Annotated in this window: 12 protein-coding genes; 10 read left to right on the top strand and 2 right to left on the bottom strand. The window is 71.0% G+C overall.

The window, feature by feature from the left end:
* Window positions 1–523: 523 nt before the first annotated feature.
* The gene (locus OIC96_RS19290; RefSeq protein WP_330306658.1) at window positions 524–1,879 is read right to left on the bottom strand and encodes a sensor histidine kinase; all 1,356 of its coding nucleotides are present in this window, start codon (window positions 1,877–1,879) and stop codon (window positions 524–526) included.
* A 198-nt stretch (window positions 1,880–2,077) separates the two neighbouring features.
* The gene (locus tag OIC96_RS19285) at window positions 2,078–3,286 is read right to left on the bottom strand and encodes a sensor histidine kinase (protein WP_330306659.1); all 1,209 of its coding nucleotides are present in this window, start codon (window positions 3,284–3,286) and stop codon (window positions 2,078–2,080) included.
* A gap of 350 nt (window positions 3,287–3,636) precedes the next feature.
* Here OIC96_RS19285 and OIC96_RS19280 point away from each other — a divergent pair, with 350 nt between their 5' ends.
* Genes OIC96_RS19280 through OIC96_RS19235 form a run of 10 tightly spaced genes read left to right on the top strand, consistent with a single transcriptional unit; the run spans window position 3,637 to window position 14,032 of the window.
* On the top strand, window positions 3,637–4,050 hold the full coding sequence (locus tag OIC96_RS19280) for an NADH-quinone oxidoreductase subunit A (protein ID WP_327430902.1): 414 nt from the start codon (window positions 3,637–3,639) through the stop codon (window positions 4,048–4,050).
* Window positions 4,041–4,685, top strand: coding sequence for an NADH-quinone oxidoreductase subunit B (locus OIC96_RS19275; protein WP_330306660.1), 645 nt, complete (start codon window positions 4,041–4,043; stop codon window positions 4,683–4,685). The genes OIC96_RS19280 and OIC96_RS19275 overlap by 10 nt, the downstream gene beginning before the upstream one ends.
* Window positions 4,682–6,202 carry an NADH-quinone oxidoreductase subunit C gene (locus OIC96_RS19270; RefSeq protein ID WP_330306661.1) on the top strand — a complete coding sequence of 507 codons (1,521 nt, stop codon included), beginning with the start codon at window positions 4,682–4,684 and terminating at the stop codon, window positions 6,200–6,202. The genes OIC96_RS19275 and OIC96_RS19270 overlap by 4 nt, the downstream gene beginning before the upstream one ends.
* On the top strand, window positions 6,199–7,167 hold the full coding sequence (locus OIC96_RS19265; protein ID WP_330306662.1) for a complex I subunit 1/NuoH family protein: 969 nt from the start codon (window positions 6,199–6,201) through the stop codon (window positions 7,165–7,167). Before OIC96_RS19270 ends, OIC96_RS19265 begins: the two co-directional genes overlap by 4 nt.
* A complete protein-coding gene (locus OIC96_RS19260; protein ID WP_330306663.1) occupies window positions 7,167–7,895 on the top strand; it encodes a NuoI/complex I 23 kDa subunit family protein in 729 nt (242 codons plus the stop codon). The genes OIC96_RS19265 and OIC96_RS19260 overlap by 1 nt, the downstream gene beginning before the upstream one ends.
* Window positions 7,892–8,590, top strand: a complete 699-nt coding sequence (locus tag OIC96_RS19255; protein WP_330306664.1) for an NADH-quinone oxidoreductase subunit J family protein — start codon at window positions 7,892–7,894, stop codon at window positions 8,588–8,590. Before OIC96_RS19260 ends, OIC96_RS19255 begins: the two co-directional genes overlap by 4 nt.
* Window positions 8,590–8,964, top strand: coding sequence for an NADH-quinone oxidoreductase subunit NuoK (gene nuoK / locus OIC96_RS19250; protein WP_327430908.1), 375 nt, complete (start codon window positions 8,590–8,592; stop codon window positions 8,962–8,964). The genes OIC96_RS19255 and nuoK overlap by 1 nt, the downstream gene beginning before the upstream one ends.
* Window positions 8,961–10,952 carry an NADH-quinone oxidoreductase subunit 5 family protein gene (locus OIC96_RS19245; RefSeq protein ID WP_330306665.1) on the top strand — a complete coding sequence of 664 codons (1,992 nt, stop codon included), beginning with the start codon at window positions 8,961–8,963 and terminating at the stop codon, window positions 10,950–10,952. The genes nuoK and OIC96_RS19245 overlap by 4 nt, the downstream gene beginning before the upstream one ends.
* A 6-nt stretch (window positions 10,953–10,958) precedes the next feature.
* A complete protein-coding gene (locus OIC96_RS19240) occupies window positions 10,959–12,536 on the top strand; it encodes an NADH-quinone oxidoreductase subunit M (protein WP_330306666.1) in 1,578 nt (525 codons plus the stop codon).
* Complete coding sequence (locus OIC96_RS19235; RefSeq protein ID WP_330306667.1) at window positions 12,533–14,032, top strand: NADH-quinone oxidoreductase subunit N; 1,500 nt, start codon at window positions 12,533–12,535, stop codon at window positions 14,030–14,032. Before OIC96_RS19240 ends, OIC96_RS19235 begins: the two co-directional genes overlap by 4 nt.
* Window positions 14,033–14,187: the final 155 nt, after the last annotated feature.

Raw genomic sequence — 14,187 nt, 5'->3', positions numbered from 1 at the left:
GCCCGGGTCCACTCCCGGCCAGTGCCGGGTTCGTCCCCGCTAGTACGTCAAGCCCCCAGCATTCCAGCATTCGCACCGGCCTGTGCCTGGGCAGCGGGAATGGGCGGACACAACTCCCGGTTTCGGCCGCCATACGACCGATAACGATCACCGGCGGTGCTGAGGATGTCGTAGAGCGGGGAGGAGGGCCTTCTTTCGCCCCCGCCGCCCCTACCCGTCCCATCCTTCCGGGGCTCCGCCCCAGACCCCGTGGGCCGGTTCGTCGGCTGCGGGCCGGTGGGGGTTGCTCGCGCAGTTCCCCGCGCCCCTTCGGCGGGGCTTCGCCCCGATCCCCCGCCCGCCCCGGTTTCTTTGGCTGCGGGTGGTTGGGGGCCGTTCGCGCAGTTCCCCGCGCCCCTAAAAGGGGCGCGGGGAACTGCGCAATCTTTATAGCGGGGGTCTGGGGGCGCAGCCCCCAGGAACGGATGGGACGGGTAGGGGCGGCGGGGGCGAAAACCCTCCCACCCCAGCCCGCCGCACCGACTCACCCCCGCCAGGGCAGCTCCGCGGTAACCCGAGTAGGCCCACCCACCGGCGAATCCACCACCAGAATCCCGTCCACCGCATCCAGCCGCTCCGCCAGCCCAGCCAGCCCCGACCCCCCGGAGACATCGGCCCCACCCGCACCGTCGTCGCAGACCTGGATCATCAGCCGGTCCTCGACCCGCCACACATCCACGCTCGCGCTGCCCGCCCGCGCGTGCTTGCTGATGTTCTGCAACAGCTCGGACACCGTGAAATACGCGATCCCCTCGATCGCGGGCGCCGGCCGCGACGGCAGATCCACCTCGACCCGCACCGGCACCGTGCACCGCGAGGCCACCGCCGACAGCGCGGCGTCCAGACCCCGGTCGGTGAGCACCGCCGGATGGATCCCACGGGCCAGATCCCGCAGCTCCTGCAAGGCTGTCTTCACCTCACCGTGCGCCTCGTCGACCATCCGTGCCGCGGCCTGCGGATCCTCGGTCAGCTTCTCCTTCGCCAGCCCCAGGTCCATCGCCAGCGCGACCAGGCGGGCCTGCGCCCCGTCGTGCAGATCGCGTTCGATGCGCCGCAGGTCAGCCGCGGCGTGGTCGACCACGACCCCCCGGTCGGACTCCAGCTCCACCACCCGCGTCGCCAGCCGTGACGGGCCGAGCAGTCCGTGCACCATCAGCCGGTCCACGGTCGTCAACCCCCGCACGATCCACGGTGTGGCCATCGTGAAGAGCAGCCCCACCAGCGCGGTCACCGTGATCTCGAACGGGTTGTCGAGGTAGATGGAGTGCGTGCCGTCGCCGTACAACTGAAGCCCGCCCTGCCCGCCGTACATCGGGAAGAGCCAGAACCACAGCGGATACGTCAGCAGCGCCCACCCGTACGCCCAGAAGTTCAGCGCCACCACGAAGGAGAACACCGACCACGGGAACTGGAGCACCGCGTACAGCAGATGCCGCCAGGACGCACCGCTCTTGAGGACCGCGCCCATCCACGCCATCGCCCCGTGCTTCTTCACACGCAGCGGCTCCGGCTCGGACACCTCGATGCCGAGCAGCCCGCGCGCCCGCGCCCGTTCCAGCGCGCCGAAGCCACGGCAGCCGGCGAGGGCGGCGGCGAGTACCGGTATCCCCAGGAAGGTGATCAGCAGGCCGGCGCCGAGCGAGACCATCGTGACGGCGAACGTGAACATGATGATCCCAAGCGGCAGGCTCAGCATCACATAGCCGAACTCACGCCAGCTGCGGGCCTCGATCGGCGCCCGCAGCGGGGCCGGGAGACGGTGCCGCCGCTCATCGGCGCCCGCCCCGCGGAATCCGGGCCCGTTCCGGTGCCCGTATCCCTGTCCGTACTCCGTGGCCATCGGTCCCATCCGTTCTACTCGTCCTGCTCGCCGACTCGTACCTCCACCCTGCTGTCCAGGGCGCCCATCGGCCATGGAGCGGGTCGGCGTCTTGGAGCGGGGGTTTTCCCTACCTCGGGACCTACGGCGCCGGCAGGGTCGTATGGACCGTCTCCGACTCTGTCTCCGTCCCCGTCCCCGTCCCCGTCCCCGTCTTCGTCACCGTGCGGGCGGGCTCGGCTCGTTCTGCCGGTCCCGCCACGGCAGCTCCGCCGTGATGACGGTCGGACCGCCGGCCGGCGACTCGATGACGAAGAGCCCGTCGACCGCACCGAGCCGGTCCGCGAGCCCCGCCATCCCCGTACCGCCGTCGAGGCCGGCCCCGCCGCGCCCGTCGTCCCACACCTGTATGAGCAGCCGCTGGTCCGCCCGCCACACATCGACGGATGCGGACCGCGCCCCGCTGTGCTTGCTCACGTTCTGCAGCAGCTCGGAGACGGTGAAGTAGGCGATGCCCTCGATGGCCGCGGCCGGTCTCGTCTCCAGCGCGGCCGACACCTTCACCGGCACGGTGCAGCGCGAGGCGACCGACGACAGCGCCGCGTTCAGACCCCGGTCGGTGAGCACCGCCGGGTGGATGCCGCGGGCCAGATCGCGCAGCTCCTGCAACGCGAGCTTCACCTCGCCGTGCGCCTCGTCGACCATCGCCGCCGCCGCGTCGGGGTCCTCCAGAAGCTTCTCCTTGGCCAGGCCGAGCCCCATCGCGAGGTTGACCAGGCGGGCCTGCGCCCCGTCGTGCAGATCGCGTTCGATGCGCCGCAGGTCAGCCGCGGCGTGGTCGACCACGACCCCCCGGTCGGACTCCAGTTCGGCGATCCGCCGCTCCAGCTCGTCGGAGGGCGACAGCAGCCCGCGCACCATGGCGCGGTCCACGTTCGTCAGCCCCCGCGCGAGGAACGGCAGCACCGGCCACAGCAGGAACAGCGACACGGACATGACCGTGAAAGTGACGATGCCCCACGGCAGCCGGATGAAGTCGTACAGCACCGTCCGCCAGGCCACCGGGTCCTTCAGGCTCGACCACAGCCAGCCGAAGAAGCCGGTCCCGCTCACCGGCATCGGGCTCGGCTCGTCGATCCGCACACCCAGCAGCGCCCGCGCCCGCGCCCGCTCGGCCTTGCCCAGCAGACGCGCGCCCACCAGCCCGCCCGCGAGCAGCGGCAGCCCGACGACCGTCACCGCGAGCCCCGCACCCGTGAACACCAGCGTCACGACGTACACGAAGCCGAAGATGGAGACCGGCAGATTGGCCAGCAGATGAGCGATCTCCTTCCACGTCTGCCCGTCGAGGGCGAAGCGCGCGGGAGGCAGCCGGTCGCCGTCGGACGTCTCGTCCGACGGACCGGTGAGCGTGATGCGTTCGGTCATAATCGCTAGCCTGCCCGGCGGCGAGCCGCCGCGCCATGAGGTGGACCGCCACGATCCACTGGGGAAAACCCCACCCTCGCGAGGTACAGACACGAGCTACAGACACGAGCTGCAGAGAGGTACACAGGAGAACCCTGAGGACCGCTGCGAGGTGAAGAAGGGAACCCTGCGGCGCGTGAGCAGGACGGGTTCGAGGCGCATTCCCGTTGATCGAGGCGTGACAGGCTGCTTACGGTCTCTTTAGCAGGCCCTAGACTCCCGTCCGTACAGATCGTCGAACACGGCGCATCACAGAGTGCGCGACGGCGTACTCCGGGGCGCACAACGAGGTCAGGGAGCGAGGGGCTGACGTGCCGGAACCGACCGTTGTCACGGCAACCGGGACCGTCGTCGCGGCGGGCTACTTCCAGTCCTACTCGGTCGTCGGACTGCTCGCCGTCGTGGGCGTGCTCTTCGTCGCCGTCGCCTTCGGGGCCGGCCGCCTGCTGCGTCCCGTGGTCCCCACCCCCGAGAAACTCCTGACATACGAGTGCGGCGTCGACCCCGTCGGCGAGGGCTGGGCCCACACCCAGGTCCGCTACTACGTCTACGCGTTCCTCTACGTGATCTTCGCCGTCGACTCGATCTTCCTCTTCCCCTGGGCGACGGTCTTCGCCGCGCCCGGCTACGGCGCCGCGACGCTCGTGGAGATGTTCATCTTCCTCGGCTTCCTCGCCGTCGGCCTGCTGTACGCATACAAGAAGGGCGTCCTGACATGGACGTGACCCCTGAGACCCCTGGCCAGCCGGAACCGGTGCTCCTCCCGGAACCGAAACGGCTCGGCGCGCTCTCCCGGCTGGCCCCCGAGCCGATGAAGGTGGTCCTGAACTGGGGCCGCCGCTACTCGCTCTGGGTCTTCAACTTCGGGCTCGCCTGCTGCGCGATCGAGTTCATCGCCGCGTCCATGGCCCGCCACGACTTCATCCGCCTCGGCGTGATCCCCTTCGCGCCCGGCCCGCGCCAGGCCGACCTGATGGTGGTCTCCGGCACGGTCACGGACAAGATGGCCCCGGCCGTGAAGCGCCTCTACGAGCAGATGCCCGAGCCGAAGTACGTCATCTCCTTCGGCGCCTGCTCCAACTGCGGTGGCCCGTACTGGGACTCGTACTCCGTCACCAAGGGCGTCGACCAGATCATCCCCGTCGACGTGTACGTCCCCGGCTGTCCGCCCCGCCCCGAGGCACTGCTCCAGGGCATCCTCAAGCTCCAGGAGAAGATCGCCCGGGAGTCCCTGGGCGAGCGCTACGGCTACGGCTCCGGTTCGGCCCGCCCGTCCACGGCCGCGCTCCAGAGCGACCTGGTGAAGCCGCCCGTTGCGGGTGCTGCGGGTGCCGCGGGTGTCGTGGGGGAGGACCGATGAGCATCGGCTGGCTCCCCGCCCCCGTAGAGGAACTCTTCGGCCCGGAGGCCACGGCCGAGGAGTCGTACGGGGTCCTGACGGTCGATGTCCCGCCGACATCCTGGATCGCGGCCCTGGAGACGGCCCGGACTGCGCTGACCTGCACATACTTCGACTGGCTGAGCGCCGTCGACGAACCGGGCACCGGCTTCCGCGTCTTGGCGCACGTCGTGGCGCTCTCTCCCGTACGCCGCCTCCTCGTCCGTACGACGGTCCCGCACGAGTCCCCCGTACTCGCGTCGGCGGTCTCCGTGTACGCGGGCGCCGGCTGGCACGAGCGCGAGACCCACGAGATGTTCGGCGTGACCTTCGAGGGCCACCCGGGGCTGGCACCTCTGTTGCTGCCCGAGAGCTTCGAAGGCCACCCCCTCCGCAAGGACTTCGTCCTGGCCGCCCGCGTCGCCAAGGCCTGGCCCGGCGCGAAGGAGCCCGGCGAGTCCGAACACGGCGGCCCGAAGCGCCGCCAGATGCTTCCCCCGGGCGTCCCCGACCCCAACGAATGGGGCCCTCTCAAGGGCCAGCTCCCCCCGGCCCCGGCCCGCCCCGCCCGCGGCGCCGCCCGCGCAACCGGCGACCGCCCCGTCCGCCGGGCCCGCACAGCGGGAGAGGGCTCAGCGAGCCAGACTCCCGGCGCCGGCGGCGCCGACGCTGGCACTGGGGGTGAGGCTGGGAGTACGGCTACCGGTACGGGTCCGGCAGGTGCTGGCGCTGAACCGGGTACCGGCACGAGCGCCGCCTCCAGTGCTGCTCCGCAGACCCCGGCATCGCCCCGCCGCGCCCGCAGCGCGAGCCAGGGCTCGGCCAGTCAGCAGACCGGGGCTCCGACCCCTGACCAGCAGACGGCGACTTCGGACCCGACAGCCCCGCAGGCCGCCGAGCCGACGGCTCCCGCCGGCCCCCGCCGCGCCCGCAGCGCGAGCCAGGGCTCGGCCAGCCAACAGGCCCAGGCCCCGGCCTCGGACCAGCCGGCGCCCGCCCCGGCCCCGGCAGCTACCGAACCAACGCCACCCGCCCCCGCAACAGCTCCTGAAACGGCAACGGCTCCCGCAGCACCCCGCAGCTCGGACGCCCCGTGGCACCACGCCCGCCCCGCTTTCGAAGAGCCGGAGCCGGAGCCCGCGTCGGAGCCGAAGCCGGAATCGACGCCGAAGCCGGAATCGAACCCGGAGCCGGAGCAACGCGCTGCGGTCACCCCGGAGTCCGACGCCGCCCCCGAGCCCGAGACTGCCCCGAAGCCTGAGGCCACCTCGGAATCCGACGCCGGCCCGGAGCCACGGGCGAGCTCGGAGCCTGGGTCGGGCCCGGAGCCGGAGGCGACCCCGGAACCGGGAGCCGCCCCGAAACCCCCAGCCGCACCCGATGCCGCACCTGACGGCACAGCCGGCGGCGCTGCGGACCCCGCCACCGAGACTCCCGCCCCCAAGACTGCCGACGCCAAGACACCCGACCCCGACGACCCCACCGGAGGCACGCCGTGAACGACGCTCTCGACGTCGCCCTACGCCTCCTCGTGGTCTTCGTCGTGTTCCTGACGTTCCCCCTGATCGTCGGTCAGACCGAGCACAAGGTGATGGCCCACATGCAGGGCCGCCTCGGCCCGATGTACGCGGGCGGCTTCCACGGCTGGGCCCAGCTCGTCGCGGACGGCGTGAAGTTCGCGCAGAAGGAAGACGTCGTCCCGACCGGCGCGGACCGCCGTATCTTCCAACTCGCCCCCGCCGTAGCCCTCCTCCCGTACCTCCTCGTCCTCCTCGCCATCCCGATCGGCCCGGGCGAGGGCGCGGTCGGCGAGGTCGTCGACGCTGGCATCTTCTTCGTCCTGGCCGTCATGGGCGTAGGCGTCCTCGGCTCGCTCATGGCGGGCTGGGCCTCGGCCAACAAGTTCTCCCTCCTCGGTGGCCTGCGCACCGCCGCCCAGCTCCTCGCGTACGAACTCCCGATGCTGCTGACCGCCGCCTCCGTCGCGATGGCGGCCGGCACCGTCTCCCTCCCGGGCATCGTCGACGCCTTCGAGTGGTGGTGGCTGCCCTGGCAGATCGTCGGCGGGATCGTCTTCTTCGTGGCGGGCCTCGCCGAACTCCAGCGCCCGCCTTTCGACATGCCCGTCGCCGACTCGGAGATCATCTTCGGCGCGTACACCGAGTACACGGGCCTGCGTTTCGCACTCTTCCTCCTCGCTGAGTACGCCGGAATCGTCGTCCTGAGCGGTCTGACCACCGTCCTCTTCCTGGGCGGCTGGCACGGCCCGTGGGGCGCCGACGGCCTCGGCTGGGTCTGGACCCTGCTGAAGTCGGCCGTGCTCGCCTTCATCGTCATCTGGCTGCGCGTCACCTATCCCCGCCTCCGCGAGGACCAGCTCCAGAAACTCTCCTGGACCGTCCTCGTCCCCCTCTCCCTCGTCCAGATCGCCCTCACCGGCATCGTCAAGGTGGTGATCTCGTAGTGGCCCCGATCCCTGGCTCCGGCCTTGCCAAGGGCCTGGCCGTCACCCTCCGCACGATGACGAAGAAGACCGTCACCGCGCAGTACCCGGACGCCCAGCCCGAACTCCCGCCCCGCACCCGCGGTGTCATCGGCCTCTTCGAGGAGAACTGCACGGTCTGCATGCTGTGCGCCCGCGAGTGCCCGGACTGGTGCATCTACATCGACTCCCACAAGGAGACGGTCCCGCCCGCCGCCCCCGGTGGCCGTGAGCGCAGCCGCAACGTCCTCGACCGCTTCGCCATCGACTTCTCCCTCTGCATGTACTGCGGTATCTGCATCGAGGTCTGCCCCTTCGACGCCCTGTTCTGGTCCCCGGAGTTCGAGTACGCCGAGACCGACATCCATGAACTCACCCACGAACGCGACAAGCTCCGCGAGTGGATGTGGACCGTCCCGGCCCCGCCGGCCCTCGACCCCGCCGCCGAGGAACCGAAGGAACTGGCCGCCGCCCGCAAAACCGCCGAAAAGCTCGCCGCCGAGGCGACCGCGTCAGCGGAGGCATCGGAGCCGGCCGAACAGCCGGCCCAGGCCCAGCCCCCAGCTCAGGCCCAGCCCCCAGCTCAGGCCCAGGCTCCCGCCCAGGCCGAGCCCCCGGCTACGGGCACGTCCGAACCCGCCAAGCCTTCTGAGTCGGCCAAGCCTTCCGAGCCCGCCAAGCCCTCCGACCCACAGGACGGTGAGTCGTGAGCCTCGCAGCAGCAACGGCCGCCGCGGCACGGGCCACGACCACCGCCGCCGAAAGCCACGGTTTCCTCTCCCCGACCGGCGTCGAGATCGCCTTCCTCCTCGTCGGCCTGGTCACCTTCGGCGCCGCGATCGTCACCGTCACCACCAAGCAGCTGGTGCACGCCGCCCTGTGGCTGGTGGTGACGCTCGGCGGTCTCGCCGTCGAGTACCTCCTGCTCACAGCCGAGTTCATCGCCTGGGTGCAGGTCCTCATCTATGTCGGTTCCGTCGTCGTACTCCTCCTGTTCGGTCTGATGCTCACCAAGGCCCCCATCGGCCGCTCGCCGGACGCCGACTCCGGCAACCGCTGGGCCGCCCTGACCGTGGCCGTCGCCTCGGCCGCCGCCCTGGTCTGGGTCGTCGTCGACGCCTTCCGCACGACCTGGGTCGACCTGGGCGGCGCCGCCGCCGGCTCCACCGAGGTGACCGGAGCGAGCCTCTTCCAGAGCTGGGTCCTCCCCTTCGAAGCGCTCTCCGTCCTCCTCCTCGCCGCCCTGGTCGGCGCGATCGTCCTCTCCCGCAAGGCCGCCGCGGACAAGGCCACACCGGCCCTCCCGACGCCGGCCACGCCGTCGGGCACCCTGCCCCCGAGCCGCACCGCCGACGGCGCGACGGCCCCGGGCGAGCAGCCCCCGGCCAAGGAAGGGACCCGCTGATGCACCTCGCCTATCCCGCCGTGCTCTCCGCCCTCCTGTTCTGCACGGGCCTGTACGGAGTCCTCGCGCGCCGCAACGCGATCCTGGTCCTGATGTCCGTCGAGCTGATGCTCAACGCCGTCAACCTCAACCTCGTCGCCTTCGACGTCTGGCTGTCCAAGACCGCCCGCGACACGCTCCACTCCGGCCAGGCACTGACCCTGTTCACCATCGCCATCGCCGCCGCCGAGATCGGCATCGGCCTGGCGATCGTGCTCTCCGTGTACCGGGGCCGCGGCACCTCGGACATCGACAAGCTCCGCGACAGCGCCGAGCCGCACGGCCCCGAAGGAGCCACCGCCACGGCAGACGAGAAGGCTGAGGCCACCGCGTGACCACGACCACCCTCGCCGTCCTCGTCCCCCTCCTTCCGTTCCTGGGCGCCGCGGCCGGACTCCTCCTCGGCCGCACGGCCCCCGGCTTCGTACGCCCCCTCGCCGTTCTGCCGCCCCTCACCTCGCTCGTCCTCGCCGTGCTGGTCGCGGTACGCCAGGGCGGCGGCCCGGCCATCGACGCCTCCACCGAGCTGACCCCGACCGGCTCGATCCCCATCGAACTCGCCCTGCACATCGACGGCTTCGCCGCCCTCGTCGCCGTACTCGTCGGCGTCGTGGCCACCTGCGTGCAGATCTACTCGACGGGCTACCTGCGCGACGACCCGCGCTACCCCTCGTACGCCGCTCTCGTCTCCCTCTTCACCTCCGCGATGCTGCTCGTCGTCTACTCCGGCGACCTGATCGTGTTGCTGGTCGGCTGGGAGGTCATGGGCATCTGCTCGTACTTCCTGGTCGGCCACTACTGGGAGACCCCCGAGGCCCGCGCCGCCTCGATCAAGGCCTTCCTGGTCACCAAGCTCGGCGATGTCCCCTTCCTCATCGGTCTGTTCGCCCTCGCCACCGACGCCGGGTCCTTCCAGATCACCACGGTCCTCGGCACCGTCGCGAGCGGCGGACTGCACCACCCGACACTGATCGCCCTGTTGCTCCTGGCCGGTGTGGCGGGCAAGTCGGCGCTGTTCCCGCTGCACACCTGGCTCCCCGACGCGATGGCGGGCCCCACACCCGTCTCCGCGCTGATCCACGCGGCGACGATGGTCGCCGCCGGTATCTACTTCGTCGCCCGGCTCCTTCCCGTCTTCCAGGCCTCCTCGGCCGCGATGGTCGTCCTCGCCGTCATGGCCGCCGTCACGATGGCCGGTTCGGGGCTCGCCGCGCTCGCCCAGGACGACATCAAGCGCGTCCTCGCGTACTCGACCATCGGCCAGCTCGGCTACATGGCAGGCGCCCTCGCCGTCGGCGACCGCGGTGCCGCCGTCTTCCACCTCCTCGCCCACGGCGCCTTCAAGGCGCTGCTGTTCCTCGCCGCGGGCGTGATCATCCACGCCTCCGGCACCAACTCGCTGGCCGTCATGTCCCGTATGAAGGACCTGCGCGCCCGCGTCCCCGACGCCTACTGGACGATGACCGTGGCGCTGCTCGCGCTCGCCGCGATCCCGCCGTTCAGCGGCTTCTTCTCCAAGGAGGCCGTCCTCGGAGCCGCCGAGCACGTCGCCACCGGCCACACCGAGCACGCCCCCGGCGCCGCGGGCTGGATCGTCCTCGTCGCCGGCCTGATCACCGCCGTGCTCACCGCCGCGTACGCCACCCGCCTGTGGCTGCTCGCCTTCCGCGGCCGGGGCGCCGAGGCCCCCGACCACGGCAGGCAGCCGCTCACCATGACGGTCGTGCTGTGGGTCCTCGCCGTCCCGTCGCTCGCCTTCGGCCTGGCGTACGGTCCGCTGCCCGAGTGGTTCGACGGCCGCGACCTGACACCGGTCCTCACCACCTCCGTCCTCGGCACGGGGCTCGCCCTGGTCGGCGGACTCGTCACATACGGCGCCTGGCGGCATACCAGCGCGATGGCAGCCCGCGTACCGATGGGTGCGGTCGTGGCCCACCCCGACGCCGACGCCGGAGCGGTCGAGGCCGAGGCCATCGCGCTCCACGAGCAGGCGTTCGGAGACGTGGCCTACGCCGCCGACCCTGCGGACCCGGGCCGGCTGCTGCTCGGCCCGCTGCACCGCCACGCGGCTGTCGGCTTCCACCTCGACGCCGTGTACACGGCGCTGTTCGTCCGCCCGGTCCAGGCCGGAGCCGTACTCGTCCGGTTCCTCGACCGCGAGGTCGTCGACACCTACGTACGCGGTGCGGCCGCTCTACCCCGCTGGCTGGGCGCCGCCGTACGGCGTGCCCAGACCGGCAATGTGCAGACCTATGTGAGCGCGCTGCTCGCCGGCACCGTCGTCCTGGTGGTCGCCGCCCTCCTCGTCGCCACGGGAGCGTGAGCAGGCGTGATCGATATCAGTGAATCCGTGATGCAGATCCTTCTGGCATTCATCGTCGTCGGCCCGCTCATCGGCGCCGCCGCGGCTCTTCTGCCGGCCCCGCCCGGGCTGAAGGGGAAGTCGCCCGAGCAGGCCGTGCTGCGGCACGGAGTGATCGTGACCGGCGCGGTGCTCATCGCGGCGATCGTCCTCGCGCTCGGCTTCGACCACGACCAACCGTCGAAGATGCAGGCCACGACGGACATCAGCTGGATCCCCGCACTCGACGTGCGGATCCACCTCGGCGTCGACGGCATTTCCCTCCCCCTTCTGGTCCTGACCGCGCTGCTGACCTTCCTGTGCGCGCTGTACTCCTACTTCAAGATGCCCGCGGGCCCGACCCCGAAGGCGTTCGTCGCACTCGTCCTCATGCTCGAGTCCGGCACCCTCGCGACCTTCGCCGTCCTCGATCTGCTGCTGTTCTTCCTCGCGTTCGAGATGGTGCTCATCCCGATGTACTTCCTCATCGCCCGCTGGGGCGGTGCGCAACGGCAGGCCGCTGCCTGGAAGTTCATCCTCTTCACCCTGCTCGGTTCGGTCGTCATGCTGCTGGGCCTGCTCCTGATCGGAATCAAGGCGGGCACATTCGACATGGTGGCACTCGCCACTGACAACGGCCGGTCGCTGACCACATCCGTGCAGGTCATCGCCGTTTTGGCGATCGGGATCGGGCTGGCGGTCAAGACGCCGATGTGGCCGCTGCACAGCTGGCTGCCGGACGCTCACACCGCCGCGCCCACCGTCGGCTCGGTCCTGCTGGCCGGCGTGCTGCTGAAGATGGGTACGTACGGGTTCGTCCGGATTCTGCTGCCGATCGCGCCCGATGGGATGCGGACCTTCGCGCCGTACCTCGCCGCCTTCGCCGTGGTCGGGATCATCTACGGATCCCTGGCCTGCCTGGCCCTCGCCAAGCAGGGCGCGAAGGGCGATCTCAAGCGGCTCATCGCCTACTCGTCCGTCGGTCACATGGGCTTCGTGCTGCTCGGCATCGCGACCATGACCCCGACCGGCGTGAACGGCGCGCTGTTCGCCAACATCGCCCACGGCCTCATCACCGGCCTCCTCTTCTTCCTCGTCGGCGCGCTCAAGGACCGCACGGGCACGACCGACCTCGACACCCTCGCCGAGGAGACCGGCGCCGCCCTGTACGCCAGGACCCCGCGCCTCGGCGGACTGCTCGCCTTCGGCGCCGTCGCCTCGCTCGGGCTGCCGGGCCTCGCCGGGTTCTGGGGCGAAATGCTGGCGATGTTCGGCGCGTTCAATCCCGCCGACGACCTCAGCCGTCCCGCGTTCCTCACCTTCATGGCGATCGCCGCCTTCGGCACACTCCTCACCGCCGCGTACATGCTCGCCGTCGTACGCCGCGTCTGCATGGGCGCCACCCCGCAACAGGGGAGCCCGCAGCTCGCCGACGTCCAGAGCTACGAGTTCGCGGCCTGGACGCCGCTCGTTGCCCTCACCGTCGTCGCCGGCCTCTGGCCCAAGGCCCTCCTCGGCCTGACCGATCCGGCCGTTCAGCAGCTCCTCGCAGGAGGCACCCGATGAGCTCCCTGGTCCAGTCCGTCGACTGGCTCGCCATCGCACCGCCCACCATCGCCGCGGTCGTCGGACTCGTCGTGCTCGTCGCCGACCTCTTCATCGGCGACACGAAGAAGGCGGTGCTGGGCTGGGTGTCGGTGGCCGGACTCGCCGTGTCCGTGCTGATGCTGCTGCCCATCCTGGACGGCGACCGCGCCACCTTCTGTCTGACGGGCGACGCGAGCGCCTGCAGCTACACGGCGGACCGGTTCACGCTCGTCATCCAGTTCCTGGTTCTCGGCGGCGCCCTCCTGACAGCCCTGCTGTCGGTCACCGCCCTGAAGGACGCCAACAGGGAACTCCCCGAAGGGGAGTTCTGGTTCCTGCTGCTCTCCTCGGCCGCGGGCGCCGCCCTGCTGCCCGCATCCCGCGACCTCGCGACCCTCATCGTCGCCCTGGAAGTCGCCTCCCTGCCCGCCTTCGCGCTCGTCGGCATCAAGCGCGGCGACAAGAAGTCCTCCGAAGCGGCCCTGAAGTTCTTCCTGTCCTCCGTCACCGCGACCGCCGTGAGCCTGATGGGCGTCAGCTTCGTCTACGCGACGACCGGCACCCTGTACCTCACCCAGATCGCGGACAAGATCCAGCACGTCGACGGACAGTTCCACACGCTCGCCCAGGCGGGCGTCGTCCTCACCCTCATCGGCTTCGCCTTCAAGACGGCCGCCGTGCCCTTCCACTTCTGGGTGCCCGACACCTACGTAGGGGCCCCTTTGCCGATCGCCGCCTACTTGTCCGTCGTCGGCAAGGCGGTCGGCTTCTCCGGGCTGATCCTCGTCACCGTCGTCGCCTTCCCGTCGTACGCGGACGTCTGGGGTCCGGCGCTCGCCGCGCTGGCCGCCCTCACCATGACGGTGGGCAACGTGGGTGCCCTGCGGCAGCAGGCCACGCGCGCGTACAGCGCGGTACGCCTGCTCGCCTGGTCCTCCGTCGGCCAGGCCGGCTACCTCCTGGTGCCGATCGCGGCCGCCGCCTACTCCAAGGACGCCGAGAACGCCATCGGCTCCACCGTGGCGTACGCCCTGATGTACGCCGTCGTGAACCTGGGCGCCTTCGCCGTGGCGGCCCTCGTCGGCCGTACGAGCCCCCTGAACCGCATCAGCGACTACCGGGGCCTCTACGCCGCGAGCCCCCTCTCGGCGCTGGTCCTCGGCTTCTTCCTGCTCTGCCTCGCGGGCCTGCCGCCGGGCATCATCGGCCTCTTCGCCAAGGTCACCGTGTTCTCGTCGGCCGTCGACGCGGGGCTCGGCTGGCTGGCCGTGGTCATGGCCGTCAACGTCGTGATCGCGCTCTTCTACTACCTCCAGTGGACGACACTCCTCTTCCGCGCCCCCGAGGGCGAACCCGCGGTGCACCGCGTCCCGGCCCCGCTGACGGCCGCGATCGCTCTGACAGCCGTCCTGGGGGTCGTCCTCTCCGGGGCACCCCAGCTGGTCCTGCGCTTCTCGGCGACCAGCCTCTTCTGATCGTTCCGCAGGACCTGCCGCCAAGAAACACCTCGCAAAACACCCCGCACGCGCGCGTGGCCGCCGTCCGCCATCACCCGGACGGCCTACGCGCGCCGGTGTGCGCACAAGGGAACTAGTGCTCCCCGTCTGGCGTTGACCAGTACGGGAGGGTC

This window comes from Streptomyces sp. NBC_00775, from assembly GCF_036347135.1.
Taxonomy (GTDB): Bacteria; Actinomycetota; Actinomycetes; order Streptomycetales; family Streptomycetaceae; genus Streptomyces; species Streptomyces lutosisoli.
Note: the sequence above shows the minus strand (reverse complement) of the source record. Positions and strands in the feature narration are given on the sequence as shown.